Source organism: Bradyrhizobium genosp. SA-4 str. CB756, from assembly GCF_000473125.1.
Classification (GTDB): domain Bacteria; phylum Pseudomonadota; class Alphaproteobacteria; order Rhizobiales; family Xanthobacteraceae; genus Bradyrhizobium; species Bradyrhizobium arachidis.
The window spans coordinates 999450-1016960 of record NZ_KI421499.1 but is presented as its reverse complement, the minus strand read 5'-3'; the positions used below and the strand labels follow the sequence as shown (position 1 = coordinate 1016960).

General features: G+C 65.2%; 17 protein-coding genes. 7 read left to right on the top strand and 10 right to left on the bottom strand.

The features are described from left to right. Window positions 1–65 precede the first annotated feature (65 nt). The 6 genes from BRAGE_RS0104825 to BRAGE_RS0104800 all read right to left on the bottom strand — a co-directional run bounded on the left by BRAGE_RS0104825 (window position 66) and on the right by BRAGE_RS0104800 (window position 6666). The gene (locus BRAGE_RS0104825) at window positions 66–1529 is read right to left on the bottom strand and encodes a GH1 family beta-glucosidase (protein WP_027562407.1); all 1464 of its coding nucleotides are present in this window, start codon (window positions 1527–1529) and stop codon (window positions 66–68) included. 160 nt (window positions 1530–1689) lie between these two features. Continuing rightward, window positions 1690–2097 carry a hypothetical protein gene (locus BRAGE_RS0104820; protein WP_027562406.1) on the bottom strand — a complete coding sequence of 136 codons (408 nt, stop codon included), beginning with the start codon at window positions 2095–2097 and terminating at the stop codon, window positions 1690–1692. Window positions 2098–2247: 150 nt separating this feature from the next. Further along, window positions 2248–3225, bottom strand: coding sequence for a Bug family tripartite tricarboxylate transporter substrate binding protein (locus BRAGE_RS0104815; RefSeq protein WP_027562405.1), 978 nt, complete (start codon window positions 3223–3225; stop codon window positions 2248–2250). Window positions 3226–3302: 77 nt separating this feature from the next. Continuing rightward, the gene (locus BRAGE_RS0104810; protein WP_027562404.1) at window positions 3303–4148 is read right to left on the bottom strand and encodes a fumarylacetoacetate hydrolase family protein; all 846 of its coding nucleotides are present in this window, start codon (window positions 4146–4148) and stop codon (window positions 3303–3305) included. Continuing rightward, a complete protein-coding gene (locus BRAGE_RS0104805) occupies window positions 4145–5770 on the bottom strand; it encodes a bifunctional 3-(3-hydroxy-phenyl)propionate/3-hydroxycinnamic acid hydroxylase (RefSeq protein WP_027562403.1) in 1626 nt (541 codons plus the stop codon). The genes BRAGE_RS0104810 and BRAGE_RS0104805 overlap by 4 nt, the downstream gene beginning before the upstream one ends. Continuing rightward, window positions 5767–6666, bottom strand: coding sequence for a VOC family protein (locus BRAGE_RS0104800; protein ID WP_027562402.1), 900 nt, complete (start codon window positions 6664–6666; stop codon window positions 5767–5769). Before BRAGE_RS0104800 ends, BRAGE_RS0104805 begins: the two co-directional genes overlap by 4 nt. Before the next feature lie 133 nt (window positions 6667–6799). On the opposite strand from BRAGE_RS0104800, the gene BRAGE_RS0104795 reads away from it, so the two are divergent. Then, window positions 6800–7498, top strand: a complete 699-nt coding sequence (locus tag BRAGE_RS0104795) for a GntR family transcriptional regulator (RefSeq protein WP_027562401.1) — start codon at window positions 6800–6802, stop codon at window positions 7496–7498. A 94-nt stretch (window positions 7499–7592) separates the two neighbouring features. On the opposite strand, the gene BRAGE_RS0104790 is transcribed toward BRAGE_RS0104795, so the two are convergent. Continuing rightward, entirely contained in the window at window positions 7593–8666 is a 1074-nt protein-coding gene (locus BRAGE_RS0104790; RefSeq protein WP_027562400.1) for an alkene reductase, read from the bottom strand. 103 nt (window positions 8667–8769) lie between these two features. Between BRAGE_RS0104790 and BRAGE_RS0104785 the strand changes: the two genes are divergently transcribed. Then, entirely contained in the window at window positions 8770–9645 is an 876-nt protein-coding gene (locus BRAGE_RS0104785; RefSeq protein ID WP_027562399.1) for a LysR family transcriptional regulator, read from the top strand. Window positions 9646–9684: 39 nt separating this feature from the next. On the opposite strand, the gene BRAGE_RS0104780 is transcribed toward BRAGE_RS0104785, so the two are convergent. The 3 genes from BRAGE_RS0104780 to BRAGE_RS0104770 all read right to left on the bottom strand — a co-directional run bounded on the left by BRAGE_RS0104780 (window position 9685) and on the right by BRAGE_RS0104770 (window position 12494). Beyond that, window positions 9685–11415: a M48 family metalloprotease gene (locus BRAGE_RS0104780; RefSeq protein ID WP_027562398.1), complete on the bottom strand. Its 1731-nt coding sequence runs from the start codon at window positions 11413–11415 to the stop codon at window positions 9685–9687. Between the two features lie 33 nt (window positions 11416–11448). Next, window positions 11449–12093 (bottom strand): LemA family protein, encoded by a 645-nt coding sequence (locus BRAGE_RS0104775; RefSeq protein WP_027562397.1) that lies wholly within the window; start codon window positions 12091–12093, stop codon window positions 11449–11451. 143 nt (window positions 12094–12236) lie between these two features. Continuing rightward, window positions 12237–12494 (bottom strand): hypothetical protein, encoded by a 258-nt coding sequence (locus BRAGE_RS0104770; RefSeq protein ID WP_231164093.1) that lies wholly within the window; start codon window positions 12492–12494, stop codon window positions 12237–12239. A 404-nt stretch (window positions 12495–12898) separates the two neighbouring features. On the opposite strand from BRAGE_RS0104770, the gene BRAGE_RS0104765 reads away from it, so the two are divergent. The 5 genes from BRAGE_RS0104765 (at window position 12899) to BRAGE_RS0104745 (ending at window position 17475) form a co-directional block, all read left to right on the top strand. Then, window positions 12899–13858 (top strand): helix-turn-helix domain-containing protein, encoded by a 960-nt coding sequence (locus BRAGE_RS0104765; RefSeq protein WP_027562395.1) that lies wholly within the window; start codon window positions 12899–12901, stop codon window positions 13856–13858. A 97-nt stretch (window positions 13859–13955) separates the two neighbouring features. Continuing rightward, entirely contained in the window at window positions 13956–14246 is a 291-nt protein-coding gene (locus BRAGE_RS0104760) for a hypothetical protein (RefSeq protein ID WP_027562394.1), read from the top strand. Window positions 14247–14366: 120 nt separating this feature from the next. Then, on the top strand, window positions 14367–15572 hold the full coding sequence (locus BRAGE_RS0104755) for an NAD(P)/FAD-dependent oxidoreductase (protein ID WP_027562393.1): 1206 nt from the start codon (window positions 14367–14369) through the stop codon (window positions 15570–15572). Window positions 15573–15665: 93 nt separating this feature from the next. Further along, window positions 15666–16583: an MBL fold metallo-hydrolase gene (locus tag BRAGE_RS0104750; protein WP_028146201.1), complete on the top strand. Its 918-nt coding sequence runs from the start codon at window positions 15666–15668 to the stop codon at window positions 16581–16583. A gap of 139 nt (window positions 16584–16722) precedes the next feature. Further along, window positions 16723–17475, top strand: coding sequence for an SDR family NAD(P)-dependent oxidoreductase (locus tag BRAGE_RS0104745; RefSeq protein ID WP_027562391.1), 753 nt, complete (start codon window positions 16723–16725; stop codon window positions 17473–17475). The last annotated feature ends 36 nt before the right edge of the window (window positions 17476–17511 follow it).

The following is a 17511-nucleotide window of genomic DNA, read 5'->3' as shown; positions in this document are numbered from 1 at the left end:
CTCACCCGGATTTTCCGCTGCGCGTAAAATCCGGCCTCTCCCCGCACGTGGGAGAGGCGAGGACATCACACCCCCGCGGCGTTCTTCGCGATGACGTTGCGGTAGAAGCTCGCGCTGAGCTTTGGCGTGCGCACCTGGGTGTCGAAATTGACGTGATAGAGACCGAACCGCTTGTTCAGCCCGAACACCCATTCGAAATTGTCCATCAGGCTCCAGAGGAAATAGCCGCGCACCGGCACGCCCTCCGCCGTCGCACGCTGGAGCTGGGCGAGATAGTTGCGCAGGTACATGATGCGGTCGGTATCGTAGATCTTGCCGTCGGGTGAGATCTCGTCGTCGCCGGAGGTGCCGTTCTCGGTGATGTAGATCGCATCCGTCTTCCAGATCTTTGCCGCGAGCCTCGGCACCCAATAGATCGTCTCCGGCGCCACGCGGAGCCAGTTCGAATTCATGTGCGGAAAGGATTTCGGGATCGGCAGCGGCATGAAGCCCGCGCCCTGGTCGGACGGCACCACGTAGTTCTGCGGCGCATAGATGTTGAGGCCGAGGAAGTCGACCGGCGAGGAGATGATCTTCAGCTCGGCGTCGGTGTATTTCGGTGCATTGGCGCCGGCGTATTTCAGGAAAGCGTCGGTGTACTGGCCCGTCATGATGACGTTGAGATAGCCGGCATTCATCTCGCGCAGCGCGATCTCGGCGGCGCGGACATGCTCGGGCGTGTCGATCGCGGGAACGCAGACGTCGATGTTCTCGGCCGGCCCCACTTTGGTGCCACGGCGGCCGCGCGCACGCACCGCCTGCACCGCGAGCCCGTGCGCGAGCGCGCTGTTGTGCCTGATCTGGTTGACCTCGGCTTGCGGCAGCGTCGCGCCGGGCGCATCGATGCCGAGGCCGTAGCCGAACTGCACGAAGCGGCCGCTCTCGTTCAGCGTGAACACGTTCTTGACACGATCGGTCAGGCGCTCGGCGACATAGCCGGCATAGTCGCCGAAGATCTTGCAGGTCTCGGTCGAGCGCCAGCCGCCAAAGCGGTCCTGGAGCGACTGCGGCAGATCCCAATGATAGAGCGTCGCCCACGGCTCGATGCCGTTCTTCAGGAGCTCGTCGACGAGGCGATTGTAGAAGTCGAGTCCTTTCGGGTTCGGCTTGCCGTCACCATCCGGAAACACCCGCGGCCAGGCGATCGAGAAGCGATAGGCCTTGCAGCCGAGATCCTTGATCAGCGCGATGTCTTCCTTGTAGCGATGATAATGCTCATTGGCGCGGTCGCCGGTGGTGCCGTCCTCGATCTTGCCGGGGATGCGCACGAAAGTGTCCCAGATCGAGGCCCCTCGCCCATCCTCATTGACCGCGCCCTCGACCTGATAGGACGAGGTCGCCGTGCCCCAGACGAAGCCCGGCGGAAAGCCGTCCATGCCCCGCGGCGCCGGTACCGGCTTGGCATCGGCCAGCTCGACGGGACCTGCGATTCCGGCTGCGGACAATCCCGCCAGCTTGGCAAACTGGCGGCGCGAGACCTTGTCCGACATGTGATGCTGCTCCCAAGGTGATGCTGGTGCGGCACCACAATGACGCGTGACGGGCCATTTGAGAAGCGCCGCAGCGGAAGTTTGAGGATGCAGAATTGCGCTGCCGGGGGCGCGACATGTCGGCGCGGGCGATTTCGCCGGCCGGCGCACGCTGCCGCGATCAGCGGGAGCGCTTCGGCAGTTTTGGAAGCTTGTCGGGATTGAACGCGGGGACCTGAGCCGTTCGCTCAGGCGCCGCCGCCGGCTTTTCCGTCAGGATCAGCGTTCCCTCGAGGACGACTCCCGGCGCCTGTCCCGCCGTCGCGGTGTAAGTCGCGATCTTGCCGGGGCACGTCCCTACGATGTTCAGCGTGAGCTCATCATAGACGCCGAAGACCGTGTCACGTCCTTCGGTATGACGCTTCGTCGACACGGTCGCGGTGAAGCGATCGCCGTCGACCTGACACGAACCATGATACGTCATCAGGCTGTCGCGGCCCCAGATCTGGCCGTCTGCGACATGGACGATGCCGGTGCCCTGCTCGAGCGGCGTCTTGTACCAAGCCGCGTAGGTACCGTCGTTCAGCATGGGAGCAGTCTCCCCAGGTATTCCCATGCAGATCATCCGCATGACTAGCGCTAAGAAACCGTTAATCACGCGGCCCGTGTGAATCCGGCCTCTCGAGCCCGGCGCGGCGCCCGCGACGATGCGCCAGCCGCAACGCGAGGCGTCTGCCCGCTATTCCGGCTCGATACCGAGTCCCTGAATGATCTTGCCGGACGAGGCAAGCTGTTGATCGAGGAAACGCTTTGCGCCCGCCGTCGTCACGGCATCGCCAACGCTGACATCGAAACCGAGAGTTGGAGCTCGCTCGCGCACATCGGATGATTCCAGGGCGCTTGCAATCTCGGCGCTCAGCTTTTCGACGATCTCGGCGGGCGTGCCGACTGGCGCCATGAACATGAACCAGCCCTGCAGGTCGACGCTTTGCAGCGTCTCCGCGATCGCAGGAACGTCCGGCAGGGAGTCGATCCGCTTGGCTCCGGCAACGGCGACCGGTCGCAGCGTACCTGCCTTGATGAAGGCTTCGGCGATGGACGCCGACTGGATCGTCACCTGGATGCGGCCCGAGATCGCGTCCTGCACCGCATTCGTGGTCGTGTTGTAGGGGATGAGCACAAAGCCGGTTCCGGCGCTCTTGTTGATGGCTTGAGCGATCAGGCCCGAGAGATTGCGCGCACCATCGACGGCCAGACTCAATGAACCCGGCGCCGACTTCTCGAGCTTGATCAACTCCGGCAGCGTATTGGCCTTCACCTCGGGATTGACGAGGAGGACGTGGTTGCTCTTGGCAGCCATCGCGACCGGCACGAAGTCCTTCACGGGGTCGTAGGGCAGTTTCTTGAACGTGTAGGGATTGGTGACGAGCGCGGCCGACGTGGCAAACAAGAACGTGTAGCCGTCCGGCGCCGCACGGGCGACGGACTGCGTGCCGACGAGGTTTGCGGCACCCGGACGATTCTCGACCACGAATTGCTGCCCGAGGGTCCGCGAGAGCTTTTCGGTGATGAGGCGGCACATCACGTCCGGGCTGTTGCCCGCCGGCTGCGGCACGACGATGGTCACCGGCCTCTGCGGCCAGGGCTGCGCCAAGGCCGGAAGAGAGAAACAAAGCGCGGCGCCGGCGAGCAGCAGACGACGGGATAGTGCGGACATGATGTTCCTCCCTGAAAGATTCCGCTTTGCGGGTTTTATTGATCGTTCGCACGCCGTCGCCGGCGGCCGTCGTTCGATCAGGTTTCGTCTGCGACGACGTTCCTGAGCACGCCGAGGCGTTCGACCTCGATCTCGACGACGTCGCCGGGCTTCATCCAGAGCGGCGGCTCGCGCCGCGCGCCGACGCCACCCGGGGTGCCGCTGACTATGACGTCGCCGGGCTCGAGCCGCGTGAACGTGGAGCAGTATTCGATCTGGCGCGGGATATCGAAGATCATCTGCTTGATCAGCGCTTCCTGCATGACCTGTCCGTTGAGGCGGGTCTGCAGCTTGAGCTCGCCGAGCGGACCGAGCTCGTCCGACGTCATCATCCAGGGCCCGAATGCACCGGTGTCCGGAAAGTTCTTGCCCGGCGTGAACTGATGGGTGTGACGCTGGAAATCGCGGATGCTGCCGTCATTGTAGCAGGAATAGCCCACGACATGATCCATGGCGTCGGCGCGGGAGATGTAGCGGCCGGCCTTGCCGATGATGACCGCGAGCTCGCCTTCGAAATCGAGGTGGGTCGAGACGCGCGGCCGCACGATCGGACTCAAATGTCCGGTCTGGCTGTTGGCGTAGCGCGAGAAGATGGTGGGATGATCGACCTCGGCCCGGCCGGTCTCCTTGCGGTGGGTCTCGTAATTCAGGCCCACGCACAGGATCTTGTCCGGGTTCGGGATGACCGGCAGCCAAGTGACTTTCGAGATCGGGAGGGTGGCGGCGGAGGACTTTGCATCCGCAACGCCGGCGAAGGCGGCGCCGATGGCCGCCTTGAGATCGGCATAGCGCGCCTTGAGCGCGGTGCCGACATCAAAAAAGGTCTCGCCCTCGACGATGCCCCAGGTGGTGCGGCCGTCGATCGCTACAGTGGCCAGTTTCACGGCGTTCTCTCCATTGTCTGATCGGGAATTAGGTTTGCTTGCTCGGCCGGGACGTCGCGACAATACAAGCCGATCTCGCGCAAGAGATCGCCGAGCTCAGAAGTATTGCGCGCGGTGCCGAAAACGTAATGGTCGGGCCGCACGATCGCGGCGACGACACCGTGGCGGTCGAACCAGCTCGCGAGTACGCCCTCGGTCTCTTCGAGCACATTCGGCCGACCTGCCCCAGCAGGCGCGACGGCCGTTGCCGATACGTCCGGGCGCGCGGCACAGAGCGAGAGCATGGACGCGGCATCATTGCTGCGGCCGTCGATCAACACGCGCCAGCCGGCCCCTATCATTTCGTCCAGCAGGCGAGCCGTACCGCCGCTTGCGATGCGCGGCTGCGGAAACAGGCTGCCGCGCGCCGGCGTCTCTTGATGCGACAGGCATCCTGCGCGGAGCGGCGGGATGATTTCCTGCCGCGTCAAGAGCAGCGGCTTGCCGCCGCCATCGCTAAGGATTTGCGCATCGCTCTTGCGGGCCGCGGCCGGATCGCGCTCGCAGATCGACTGGCCGATCGCCTTGATCTTGCCGGTCAGCTCGATGACGTGCTGCTTTCTCTCGACCGTGTAGCTGTCGAGCAGGCTGTCGGAGGACACGCCCTTGAGCACCTGATCCAGTTTCCAGACGAGGTTGGTCGCGTCACGCAGGCCCTGGCACATGCCCTGGCCGATGAAGGGCGGCTGCTGATGCGCGGCATCGCCGGCGATCAGGATCCTGCCGCTCCGCCAGTCGGCGGCAACGAGCGCGTGGAAGCGATAGGAGGCAGCCCGCCACAAGTCCCCGTCATGCGGCGTGAGCCAGGGCGAGAGCAGCTTCCAGACATTGTCGGGCCGCTCCATCTGCCGCACGTCTTCGCCCGGCAGCAGCATGATCTCCCAGCGGCGGTGGTTCTTCGGGCCGATCAGGAAGCTCACGGGGCGCGCCGGATTGCAGAACTGCGCGGAGCATTGCGGCAGGCGGGCCAGCGCGCTCTCGTTCACGCGCATGTCGACCACGAGCCAGGGTTCGTCGAAGACGAGATCCTCGAGGCCGAGCCCTGCGATCTGCCGCACGGTGCTCGAGGCGCCGTCGCAGCCAAGCACGTAGCGCGCCGTCACGGAACGATGCCGTCCGTCGCTGTCCTTCAGGCGCGCCTCGACGCGATCGGAGGTCTGGACGAGATCGAGCAGCTCGACGCCGAGCTCGGCCCGCACATTGGAAAAACTCATCGCGTGGCGGCGCAGCTCGGTCTCGACCGCGGGCTGGCTGAACACCATGCTCGGCGTGTAGCCGAGTGGATAGGGCTTTGCGACCATGTCGATGCGCCGGATCAACTGGCCGTCGACACCGAAATGCTCCGATGCGGTGAAGGGCTCGATGAAGGGCGAGATTGCATCCGCGAGGCCCATATTGTCGAATTGACGGAAGATCTCGTGATCGAGCGCGATCGCACGCGGCTTGTCGTAGACATCGGTGAGCCGGTCGATGACGAGCGTGCGATGACCGAGCCGGCCGAGCTGGCCCGCGGCAACGGCGCCGGTCGGCCCGAAGCCGACGACGAGCACGTCATAGTCGGTAGCGCCAGCCATATCCGTCATGCGCGCGCCGCCGTGAAGGGAATGGCGAGCTGCGCCGTCTTGCAGGTGTCGGACTTGGGCGGGGCGATACCCCACTGGTCGGTTCGTCCCGGAGGCCAGACCCAATCGGTCGGGCCTTTCGCGACGTAGCTGTCGTCGATCTGCAAGACCTCGGCGGTGTATTCGATCACGGTGCCGGCCGGATCGACGAAATAGGCGAACACGTTGTCGCCCGGTCCGTGACGACCGACGCCCCATCCGATCGGGTGGCCATGGTCGACCATGCGACCGGAGCCGCGCATGACGGACTCCAGATCAGGCATCAGGAAGGCAATGTAATTGAGGCCGTTGCGAGGGGCCTCGGCAAGCACGATCGCGTGGTGATCGCTGTTGCAGCACAGGAACGCCATCAGCTTCGAGCGATCCGTCAGCCGAAACCCCAGGGTGTCCTGATAGAATGTCGAAAGCGTTTCGATGTCGGCGCTGTTGATGTTGACATGCGCCAGCCGTTCGGGGCGATCCGCGATCACGCGCGGCGGCCTTACATGATCGCCATGGACGAACTCCATGGCGCAGCCCTGTGGCTCGCGAACCACGAAGCTTGTCCCGCCCGAGGGCGCAGGCGACGGCGCGGGTGAGTTGATCACCTCACAGACGGCTTGCCGCGCACGCGCGAACAGGCGGTGCAGATCTTCAAGCGAGCGGGTACGGAAGCTGATCTTTCGGAGTGACGTCGCCTCACCGGGTGTGAGCTCGAGAACGTGGAAGTCACTGCCCGTCGCGGCGAGGTACACGGTGCCGTCCGCTTCCGCCACGACGTCGAGGCCCCAGACCTTGCTGTAGAACTCGACCGAACCGGCGAGGTGCGGCGTCGTGACCTCGACGCTGCGCAGGGCCGTCACCGGAAAGTCGGACATTGGACTTCCTTGTCAGGAAACGCGAATGTCAGTCCATTAATATGTACAAAATCGTCAGTAAAGCAAAAATTTATAAATAACAGGTCCAAACCCTGCTAATGTACACAGGCGCAGAGATTCCAATGGGATGCCCATGAGCCCTGACCTGCCGAGCCAGAAGGACGACCAACCGGCAACGCTGGCGACCACGATCTACGCACGCCTCAAGGCCGACATCCTGACCACCCGGCTCGCGCCCGGTCGCAAGCTGCAGTCGCGATTCCTGATGGAGCAGTACAATGTCGGGCAGACCCCGCTGCGCGAGGCGCTCAACCGGCTGACGACCGAGGAGTTCGTCGTCGGGATGGAGCAGCGCGGCTTCTATGTGAAGGAGGTCAGCAAGGGGGAGCTGCAGGAGCTGACCAAGACGCGGTGCTGGGTCGAAGGCCTGGCGCTCCGCGAGTCCATGCAGAATGCGACGCAGAGCTGGGAAGAGGCTCTGCTGGTGGCGCATCACCGGCTCGACCGCACCCCTCGCTCGCTCAAGCCCGACACGTTCGAGGACAATCCGGACTGGGAGAAGGTGCACCGCGCCTTCCATGCGACGCTGATCGGCCTTTGCGGTTCACGTCCGCTTCTCGGCTTCTGCGAGCAGCTCGCCGACCGTCTCTATCGCTATCGCATGATGTCGATCGCAAAGGCCTATCCGGCGCGCAAGGTCGGTGCCGAGCACAGCGATATCCTTCAGGCGGTTCTCGCCAAGCACACCGAAAAGGCCGTGCGTCTGCTTCAGCAGCACTATCAACGCACGGCCGACGTCATCTATTCCGATCTCGACGGAATGCTGGCTTAGCGTCGCCGCGAGCCAGCGGCGATTCGGCTTCGGGAAGAGCACGCTCGCACCGCGGGCGCGGTGCAGAGCCGATGATTGCGATGACCGGGAGTGCTCAGACCGCAGCAGTCGCACCCAACGCAGGATAGTCGGTGTAGCCGCGGGCGTCGCCGCCGAAGAAGGTGGTGCGATCCGCCTCGTTCAGCGGGGCGCCGGATTTCAGGCGCGCCATGACGTCGGGATTGGCCAGGACCATCTGGCCGTACGCCTCCATGTCGGCCAGTCCGGCCGCGACGTCGGCGCCGATGAGGTCGCGCGGACGCCCCGGTCTGTTCACGATCAGCCTGCCGCGCCACAGCTTGCGGAGATCGGCAAGAAGGCGGTCGTCGCCCTGATGCATGATGTGCAGATAGGCGAGCGAGAGCTTGTCGAGCTCAGTGACCAGATGACGATAGAGGTCAGGTCCTTCGACACCTTCGTCGATGCCCCACATCGTGATGCCGGGCGACAGACGGATCGCCGTCTTGTCCGCGCCGATCTCGCCAGCGATGGCGGCCGCCACCGCGATGGCGAAACGCGCACGATTTTCGATCGAGCCACCATAGGCATCGGTTCGGGTGTTCGCGCTCGGCGCAATGAATTGCTGGACCAGATATCCGTTGGCGCCGTGGATCTCGACGCCATCTGCTCGCGCCGCGATGGCGCAGCGCGCAGCGTCGCGAAAGTCGGCGACGGTCCGGCGCACCTCGTCGGTGGTGAGCGAGCGTGGCTGCGGGATATCCTGCATGCCGGTCGCCGTGAACATCGGGGTATCCGGCGCGATGGCCGAGGGGGCCACGCCCTGCCGGTGATGCGGCGTGTTGTCGGGATGGGACATGCGCCCGGCATGCATGAGCTGGATGAAGATATGGCCGCCCTTGTCGTGCACGGCATCGGTGACCTTGTGCCAGCCTGCGACATGCGCCGGCGAGTAGATACCGGGGGTCGCCATGTAGCCCTGCCCGTCGTCAGATGGCTGCGTGCCCTCGGTGACGATCAGACCGACGCCGGCGCGCTGCGCGTAATATTCGGCGGCGAGGTTGCCGGGCGTGCCATTGGCGGCGGCGCGCGACCGCGTCATGGGCGCCATGACGAGGCGGTTCGGGAGCTCAAGTCCACCGACGCGGACGGGACTGAATAGCGATTTCATGGCGAGTTCCTTCTCGTTGCTGTCGAGAAGGCAGATGGACCCTCCATCTCATGGAATAAATGGCGTATAATGGAATAGATTGGTCCACATATGGAATAATCTTATGGAGCTGTTGAACGACATGGCGCTCTTCGTCGAGGTCGTGAAAGCCAGGAGCTTCCGCGGCGCTGCGGCGACGCTGGACATGCCGAACTCCACCCTGTCGCGACGGATCAGCCTGCTGGAGAAGGAGATCGGGCTTCGCCTCCTGAACCGCACGACGCGCAGGATCGAATTGACCGAAGCCGGCCAGCTCTATTTCGAGCGTTGCAAGCGCATCGTCGACGAAGCACGCCTCGCGCACGAGCAGCTCGGCGAAATGCTGGCGCGGCCGAGCGGATTGTTGCGCGTCTCGCTGCCGGTGGATTTCGCGAACACCTATCTGGCGCCGTTGATCACCGAATTCGCGCAGCTTTATCCCGGTATCGATTTCGAATTCGACCTGACGCCGCGGCGCGTCGACCTCGTCTCCGAGCCGTATGATCTCGCGATCCGCATCGGAGAATCCGAGGCGTCCCACATGATCGCGCGGCCGCTCGCCCGCCTGCACGGCTATCTCTACGCCTCGCCGCGCTATCTCGAACTCAACGGCGAGCCGCGCGAACCCGCGGACCTCGCGCACCATCAATGCCTCTGCCAGACGAGGGTAAGCAGCTGGAAGCTGCACAACGGAATGCAAATGTTAGACGCCGAGGTCGGCGGCCGTTTCCACCTCAACAGCATCGGCATGCTCCGCCGTCTCGCGACCCTCGACATGGGCATCACCTTCGTGCCGCAGGAAATCGTCGCCGACGAAGTCGCAGCCGGCCGGCTACGCCGCATCATGCCGCAATGGCAGGGCTTGCCCATGACCATCTATGCCGTCACCGAGACCAGACTGCTTCCTGCCAAGACGCAGCGCTTCATCGAATTCCTGCGCGATCGGCTGAGCCGGGCTTAGATCGTCCGCGCCATTTGGCGAACAGACCAGGAAGCGACTTTACACCCTCCTCCGGCCAAACACCGGCGCCGAAAGCGGGGCACTCGGCGGCGGCGGTGCGTTCCACTTTGGCTGGTCGTTCCTGACGATCTCTTCGTCGATTTCGACGATGTCCGGACGCGACTTGCGACGATCGATCTCGAGCGGCTCGAGATGGCCGAACAGCGCGCGGAGCAGTTTCGGCTTGAATATCCCAACCACCACGAGGCCGAACAGCAAGAGCGGCATGAAGGCTGAAGGCGCTGCTGGACGATCGCTGCCTTCAGCCCAGACTCCGCCGTTCGCTCCCGGCTTGCCGGCCGGCGCGGCAGCAGGCGCGCTTTGCGCGACCTGGTTGTTCGGCTTCGGCACCGGCGCGCCTTTGGTAGCGCATTTGCCGTCGGGATAGGATGGGCCGCTGCAGAACGGTCCCGAATTCGTCATCCGGGCGATATCGACCATCCCCGCCGGGTTCATCAGGCTCGCCAGCTTCGACAGGTTTCCGTCCTTCGGCCAGTAGAGATAGAGCACCGCCGCAAACGCAAGGCCCAGCGGGATCATCAGTTTCGGCATCACGCCGAGGACATTGCGACGCTCGTTCAGCTGCCATTCCGTCCAAGCCACGCAGGCATTGTGCCACTGCATGTAGAGCTCGTGGTCGGTGAAGTAGAGCAGCAAGGGATGCCGGGACGGCGGGCGCGGCCGCTCCAGCGGCCGGCCCGACGCATCGAGCGGATAGGCCGTTGCAGCTTCTATTCGCGGGCGCCTGCCGAACACGGGCCGCGCCGGAACGCGGGTGTCGCGGCGCTGCCGCGCCGGATTCATCAGCTCTCCGCCAAGGTGGCCGATGGCCTCGATCCGATCCGTGGCAGACGGATGGCTTCCGCCTTCGTGATCGGCGCGCCCGTCGAACAGCAGACCCTCGACACGGTCGCTGCCGACGAAGCAGCCCCGGCCGCTGACCTTGGCGATCGCGCTGAGCAGCGCCTCGGGAAAATGCGTGACGCGGATGGCCTCGCCGTCGGCGACGTGGTCGCGGCTCAGCTTCAACCCGCGCCGCGCCGCGCGCGACAGCCGCATGGAGAGCGACGTCATCGCGCTGCTCGCGAGCATCAGCAGCAGCATCGGCGGGATCAGCACCGCGATGACCATCTGCCGCCAGTCTTCGAAGCGCAGCGGATTGTTCATCTGCATGATGATGGCGGTGCGCATCAAGGCGTGGTTGGCGGCGAGCAGCCGCGTATCGCCGTGGCGAATATGGGAGGCCTCATGGGCGAGGACCGCGGCAAGCTCGTCGTCGTCGAGCACGTCCAGCAGGCCGCGCGTGACCGCGATCAGGCCTTGGGTCGGCCCCTCGCCTGCGGTCACGGCATTGGGTTCGCTCGCCTCGATGATCCCGAAACGCGGCAGGCGCACGCCGAGCGCGGTGCACTGCTCCTCGGCGATCGCGACGAAACGCGGCTCGTCCTCGCGGGTGACGATGCGGACGCCGAGCACTTTCGTCACCGCCTTGGCGTGACTGCTGTAGATCCACCAGAACACGAATCCGGCCACGATGGCGATCGGCAGTGCGTAGCGCAGCGCATAGCCGGCCGGATCGGTCAGGATGGTATGCTCATGGTCGGCCGAGAGCAGGATCATCGTCAGGGCGAAGGCCCCGATGATCTCGAAGGCCAGCACATAGCCCAGCACCAGCAACGCCGTGAACCGCCTGTTGTGCGCGGCGTGGGTGACGTAGCCGTGAACCGCCATGACCTAGCCCCTGTTGGCGCCAGCCCTTTCGGCCTAAAGCGCGATCTTGACCGGCTCCGCCAGCTCGGCGCGGCGCTCGCCGAGCACGAATTTTTCGCGCGGAGGATTGTGCCCGATCATCGCGATGAAATTGCCGGGGAAGGCACGGCGGACCGAGTTCAATTCCTCGACCGCGAGATTGTAGAACTTGCGCGCCGCGGTGATGCGGTCCTCGATCCGGATCAGGTCGGAGCGCAGCGTGCTGTAATGGGCGGCGCTGGCAAGCGCGGGATAGTTTTCGCTGACCGTGAACAGATTTTGCAGGACGCTGGCGATCTGGGTCTCGCTCTGAATCACCCCGCCGCTGCCGCTGATCGCTTCCAGCGCGTCGATGCGCGCGTCGAGCACGTCGCGGATCAACTGATGCTCCCTCGCGGCAAAGGCGCGGACGATCTCGACGAGATTGCCGATCAGCGTGTGCCGCTCGACCAGCAGCGCATCGACGTCGCCGAAGGCCGCATCCGCGCGCTCGTCGAGCTGCGCGATCAGCGCATGCTGCGCGCGGATCTTCAGCATCAGCCAGAGTGCGGCGGCGGCCAGCAGCCATATCCACCAATTGTCCAGCGCGAAATTGGCGGCGCGCACGAGGCGGCCTGAAATGTCGATGGCCTGAGAGAAAGTCTGATCGGCAGCAGCCATAATACGTCTCCTGCAAAAACAAATGTTTGCGAGGGGTCATACAGGCGCGACGCTAAGATTATGAACCGCGCACGATTAGAATTTTAATCAATACTTCAGGTTTGCCGATTCCGCTTCAATCCGGGACCGGGCCGAGTTCTGCTCTAGGAGGCCAGGCGAAGCCAGACGTCCTTGCTCGCCAGCGTGCCGTTCATCGTGGCGATCTCCATGTCCACGACATCCAGCGAACCGGGCTGGTCTCCATAGATGTACTTGAGGTGCCACATGAGACCGAGGTCCGGAGAGACGACAAAATCGTCCAATCCGTCGGTAATCGCCCGGACGGCCTGCCGATGCGTCAAGGGCGCGGAAAACATCGCATCGATCAGGGTGGCGAGGCTCATGCCGCCGACGAGCATCATTCGCGCGACCTCGTCACCGTAAACGTGCCGAAGCGCTGCAACGATGGCTGCGACTGCGTCCGGATTCTTCAATGACACGGCGAAGCGAACCTCCGGGCCTATCATGCCGGAGGCGGGATATTCTGTGCAAGCCGTCCGCCCGCGGCGGCGCCGGCGAGGGCCCCGCCTCGGCCGCCGGCACCGGGCCCTTTCAGCGAATTTATTCCTCTCGCGAAATCGGCACTGCGACGACGCGGCGCTGCGCGTCGGGCGTTTGCGAAAGCGCGCGCCGGCTCGGAGCAGGATCGGGCAAAGCATGGGCGCTTCAGGCAAGACGCTCGGCCCGGGCAGCGCCTAGAACGCCCCCGACCCGTAGAAACACGGACACCTGATCTGAGCTCGAAGCGATCGGGAGGAGCCACGCAATGACCGGGAGCACCACACTCATGCGCAATCCCTCCCCCAAGGGCTTGCCACCCATACCTGGCGCAAGGCCGGACGATCACGCGGCGTCCGAGCGTCGCGCCGCCGATGCCGAGATGGCACGCGTGCTCAAGACGAAGCCGCTTCGCATGGCCTCCGATTCCAGCAGCGGCGCCATCGCCTTTTGGAGGCACGAACCGCTGCACGACACCGTCGAGCCCATGGCCGATCATGTCGTCATGGCCTATCCCGCCGGCTCGCAGGCGCTGGAACGACGCACGGGAAGGACGGCCGCGATTTCGACGGCGCGTCCCGGCGTCGTGACGATCATTCCGGCCGGCTCGACATCGCGATGGGACATCCACCGCCCCATGCATGTCGTCCAGCTCTATCTTCCGCAGAGGACGCTGCTGCGGATCGCCGACGAGGCCAACACGACGAACCCCGGCGATCTGCTGGAGCGAACCGGGCATCCTGACGCCATCACGTCGCGGCTGCTGCTGAGCGCCGCCGACTCGCTCGAAGGCAGCGCCACGCTGGACACGCTGTTCAGGCAACAACTGACGGATCTGCTCGCCACGCGCCTCTTGGCCGCTCATGCCGGCGTTGCGGCTACGCCGCAGCCGATCATCGGCGGTCTTTCGCCTTCGGTTCTGCGCCGGTCGATCGAACGTCTGCGCTCGGACAGCGATGCAGATGTCTCGCTCTCGGCGCTCGCGTCCGACGCCGGACTGTCGCGCTTCCATTTCTGCCGGTCCTTCAAGGAGAGCACCGGGCTCTCGCCGCATGCCTGGCTGCGCCAGCACCGGCTCGAGCAGGCCATGGACATGCTGCGCGGGAGCGACGAGCCGGTGGTCTCGATCGCCGCAGCGCTCGGCTATTCCTCGCAGACCGCCTTCGCCGCGGCCTTCAAGAAGCTGACCGGCGAAACGCCGAGCGATTGGCGCAGGCGCATGCGGTAGCAGCAATCGCTCGACAGGGACGGCAATCGCTCTGGCGCAGTCGACTATCCGGTTCGCTAAAGATCGCAATGTCACATCATCCGGACGGAGACGAACGATGGACTGGAAACAGCTTGCAATCGCACCGAAACGGAAGGCCGCCGCCTCGGCGCTCGTGTACGGGCTCTCGCTGACGGTGCGCTTCACCTCGCCGACCGCCGAAGAGGCGGAGTTACAGGGCCCACGAAGCGCCAATGCCGCAACGTCGATCCTGCTCGATCGCGGCTGGCTCGGGAAGCCCGCGATGCCGGTCGCCCTGCGCGGCTGGCCGCTGGGCCCGCGCAGCTGCCGCGCGGCTTGCGAGGGCCCCGCCCTCCTGTCCTCGCTGCCGAACTGCACCGCGCCGTAACGGCCCGGCGCTCTCCGTCTCACCTCTTCGCGTCATCACGGGTCGCAACAGACTCCGCTCGCATCGAGCGGCAGCGATGACGCGCGCGTTTCGAACCAATCCAATCCTGGAGACAACCACATGCGACTACTCATTATCGGTGCCGGCTTCGCCGGCATGTACGCCGCCCTCTCCGCCGCTCGCCTCCGCGACATCCAGGGTGTTTCGCCCGACGATCTCGAGATCGCGCTGATCGCGCCGCAGCCGACGCTGGTGATCCGCCCGCGGCTCTACGAGCCGAAGCCGGAAACCTTGACGGCGCCGCTGCTCGACGTCCTCGAGGCCATCGACGTCGATTACATCCAGGGCAGCGCCGAGGCGGTCGACACCAAGGCGCAGACGGTGCAGATCGCCACAGCCAAGGGTACGCGAAAGACGCTGTCCTACGACCGGCTGGTGGTCGCCGCCGGCAGCCGCCTGTTCCGCCCCAACATTCCAGGTCTTGCCGAGCATGGCTTCAGCGTCGATTCGCTCGATGACGCGATCGCACTCGACAAGCATCTGCACAGCCTTGCCAATCGGCCGGCCGTCAACGGGCGCGACACGGTCGTCGTCGCCGGCGGCGGCTTCACCGGCATCGAGGCGGCCACCGAGCTGCCCGCGCGCCTGCGCCAGATCTTCGGCGAGGATTCCAGGGCGCGCGTGATCATCGTGGAGCGCAACAGCGCGATTGCCCCCGACATGGGCGAAGGGTCCCGCCCCGTGATCGAGGAGGCGCTGCGCAAGCTCGGCGTCGAGGCCCGGCTCGGCACCGGCGTTGCCTCGCTCGACAAGTCCGGCGTGACGCTCTCGACCGGCGAGCACATCGAAACCGAGACGGTGGTGTGGGCAGCCGGCATTCGTGCCGCGCCGCTGACGGCACAGATTCCCGCCGAGCGCGACAGTTTCGGCCGGCTGCTGGTCGACCGCGACCTGCGCGTGCCCGGCATTCCCAGCGTCTTTGCCACCGGCGATGCGGCGCGCGCCGCCTGCGACGACACCGGCAATTACGCACTGATGTCATGCCAGCACGCGACGCGCATGGGCGCATTTGCCGGCAACAACGCCGCCGCCGAGCTGCTCGGCGTTCCGACCAGGCCATATCACCAGAAGGCTTACGTCACCTGCCTCGATCTCGGCGAAGCCGGTGCGCTGTTCACGCGCGGCTGGGAGCGCACGGTCGAGCTGGTCGGCGACGTCGCCAAGAAGACCAAGCGGGAGATCAACACCGTCTGGATCTACCCGCCCCGCGCCGAGCGCGCCGCGGCGTTGGCATCGGCCGATCCGGAACGCGTGACGAGCCTCTAGTCGCATCACGCAACGGCGGCCGCGCTCTCCCGGCGGCGCGGCCTGCTCGACCATGACCAGCCGGGGGCCTTCACCTTGAACCAGGAGACGAACATGAACATGCACAACACCTCATCCCCCGTGACGTCGAAGCCCGAAGAGCTGGTCCCGTCGCGCTATGCGCTGAAGATCGGCGACATCGACGTGATGGTGGTCAGCGACGGCGTGCTGCCGCTGCCAACGGCCATGCTGGCCCACAATGTCGACCCGTCTGCCCGGGCGGCCTGGCTGAAGGAGATGTTCCTGCCACCGGACGCTTTCGATTGGGCGCTGAACGCGGTCGTGGTGCGGAGCGGCAGCCAGACCATCCTCGTCGATGCCGGGCTGGGATTCGATCCGGACCTGCACTTGCCGCGGGCCGGGCAGTTGATCAAGCGACTGGAAGCCGCCGGCATCGATCTTTCGTCCGTGACCGACGTGGTGCTCACCCACATGCACATGGACCATGTCGGCGGGTTGCTGGTCGACGGCGTGAAGGAGCGGCTGCGCAAGGACCTGCGCATCCATGTGGCGGCCGCCGAGGTCAAGTTCTGGGACGCGCCCGATTTCTCCCACGTCTCCATGCCGCCGGGATTCCCGGACGCGCTTCGCTCGGCCGCCAAGCGCTTCGTGAAAGAATACGGCAGTCAGCTGCGCCAGTTCGATGAGGAGCACGAAGTTGCGCCGGGCGTCGTCGTCCGTCGCACCGGCGGTCACACGCCCGGACACAGCGTGGTTCGCGTCGCGTCCGGCGGCGACCGGCTGATGTTCGCGGGCGATGCCGTGTTCGCAGTCGGGTTCGAGCACCCCGAATGGTACAACGGCTTCGAGCACGATCCCGAGGAAGCCGCTCGCGTTCGGGTTCAGCTGTTCAAGGAGCTGGTCGAGACCAAAGAGCTGCTGGTGGCGACGCACCTGCCGTTCCCGTCCGTCGGCCGGGTCGCGGCCGATGGCGATGCGTTCCGCTGGGTGCCGGTGTTCTGGGACTATTGAGCGATTGATCGAATGAATCCGAGGGCGCGTGCTCATCGCATTGATGAGTTCGCGCCCTGGTCTTCCTCAAACACCGAGCTGTGGTTCGCCGAACACTGGCCCACGCTCTCCTTCCATTTGGAACGACGCAACAAAGCGAATGAACATGCAGAACGAAAGAGTCGTGATCATCACAGGCGGCAGCTCTGGCATCGGCCGGGCGGCAGCACTGCGTTTCGCCAACCAGGGCGACAAGGTGCTCATCACCGGCCGCCGCGCCGGTCCCATCGAACAGACAGCAGCGGAGCATCGGAATATCGCAGGCTTGGTTGCGGACACTGCCTCCACCGAGGACGCCAATCGGACCATCGCTGAGGCTGTCGGCAAATGGGGCCGGCTGGACGCGCTCGTCAACAACGCCGGCGCCGGAGCCATTCTTCCGCTGTCGGATGCGGCGGCGGACCGGATCGACGACATCCTTTCCGTCAACGTGGTCGGTCCAAGCCTGCTCGCCCGCGCCGCGCTTCCTCACCTGAAGGCGACGCAGGGCACCATCATCAACATCTCCTCCACGTTCGGTCATCGGCCTGCCGCGGGGCTGTCCCACTACGCCGCCAGCAAGGCGGCGCTGGAACAACTGACCCGCTGCTGGGCGCTCGAGCTGGCGCCATTCGGAATCAGGGTGAATGCGGTCGCCGCCGGCCCTACGGAATCGGGGGCCCTGACGGGGATGATGGGGCTATCTGCGGAACAGGCTGAAGCCGTCAAGGACGACGAGCGCGCGCGGATTCCGCTCCGTCGTCGCGGCGTTCCCGACGACATTGCGCCATGGATCGTCCAGCTGGCAGGCCCCGCCTCGCAATGGATCACCGGCCAGGTTCTGGCCGTCGATGGCGGCCTGGGACTGACCTAGTCTCCGCGCTGTCGATCGCACGTCCCGCGCTTCGCA

Excerpts from the sequence above, each read along its gene's own strand:
- BRAGE_RS0104815 (WP_027562405.1), bottom strand. The coding sequence starts at position 3,225 with ATGTCCGCACTATCCCGTCGTCTGCTGCTCGCCGGCGCCGCGCTTTGT.
- BRAGE_RS0104765 (WP_027562395.1), top strand. The coding sequence starts at position 12,899 with ATGACCGGGAGCACCACACTCATGCGCAATCCCTCCCCCAAGGGCTTG.
- BRAGE_RS0104800 (WP_027562402.1), bottom strand. The coding sequence starts at position 6,666 with ATGTCCGACTTTCCGGTGACGGCCCTGCGCAGCGTCGAGGTCACGACG.
- BRAGE_RS0104750 (WP_028146201.1), top strand. The coding sequence starts at position 15,666 with ATGAACATGCACAACACCTCATCCCCCGTGACGTCGAAGCCCGAAGAG.
- BRAGE_RS0104785 (WP_027562399.1), top strand. The coding sequence starts at position 8,770 with ATGGAGCTGTTGAACGACATGGCGCTCTTCGTCGAGGTCGTGAAAGCC.
- BRAGE_RS0104760 (WP_027562394.1), top strand. The coding sequence starts at position 13,956 with ATGGACTGGAAACAGCTTGCAATCGCACCGAAACGGAAGGCCGCCGCC.
- BRAGE_RS0104755 (WP_027562393.1), top strand. The coding sequence starts at position 14,367 with ATGCGACTACTCATTATCGGTGCCGGCTTCGCCGGCATGTACGCCGCC.
- BRAGE_RS0104745 (WP_027562391.1), top strand. The coding sequence starts at position 16,723 with ATGAACATGCAGAACGAAAGAGTCGTGATCATCACAGGCGGCAGCTCT.
- BRAGE_RS0104820 (WP_027562406.1), bottom strand. The coding sequence starts at position 2,097 with ATGCTGAACGACGGTACCTACGCGGCTTGGTACAAGACGCCGCTCGAG.
- BRAGE_RS0104805 (WP_027562403.1), bottom strand. The coding sequence starts at position 5,770 with ATGACGGATATGGCTGGCGCTACCGACTATGACGTGCTCGTCGTCGGC.
- BRAGE_RS0104795 (WP_027562401.1), top strand. The coding sequence starts at position 6,800 with ATGAGCCCTGACCTGCCGAGCCAGAAGGACGACCAACCGGCAACGCTG.
- BRAGE_RS0104780 (WP_027562398.1), bottom strand. The coding sequence starts at position 11,415 with ATGGCGGTTCACGGCTACGTCACCCACGCCGCGCACAACAGGCGGTTC.
- BRAGE_RS0104825 (WP_027562407.1), bottom strand. The coding sequence starts at position 1,529 with ATGTCGGACAAGGTCTCGCGCCGCCAGTTTGCCAAGCTGGCGGGATTG.
- BRAGE_RS0104790 (WP_027562400.1), bottom strand. The coding sequence starts at position 8,666 with ATGAAATCGCTATTCAGTCCCGTCCGCGTCGGTGGACTTGAGCTCCCG.
- BRAGE_RS0104775 (WP_027562397.1), bottom strand. The coding sequence starts at position 12,093 with ATGGCTGCTGCCGATCAGACTTTCTCTCAGGCCATCGACATTTCAGGC.
- BRAGE_RS0104770 (WP_231164093.1), bottom strand. The coding sequence starts at position 12,494 with ATGATGCTCGTCGGCGGCATGAGCCTCGCCACCCTGATCGATGCGATG.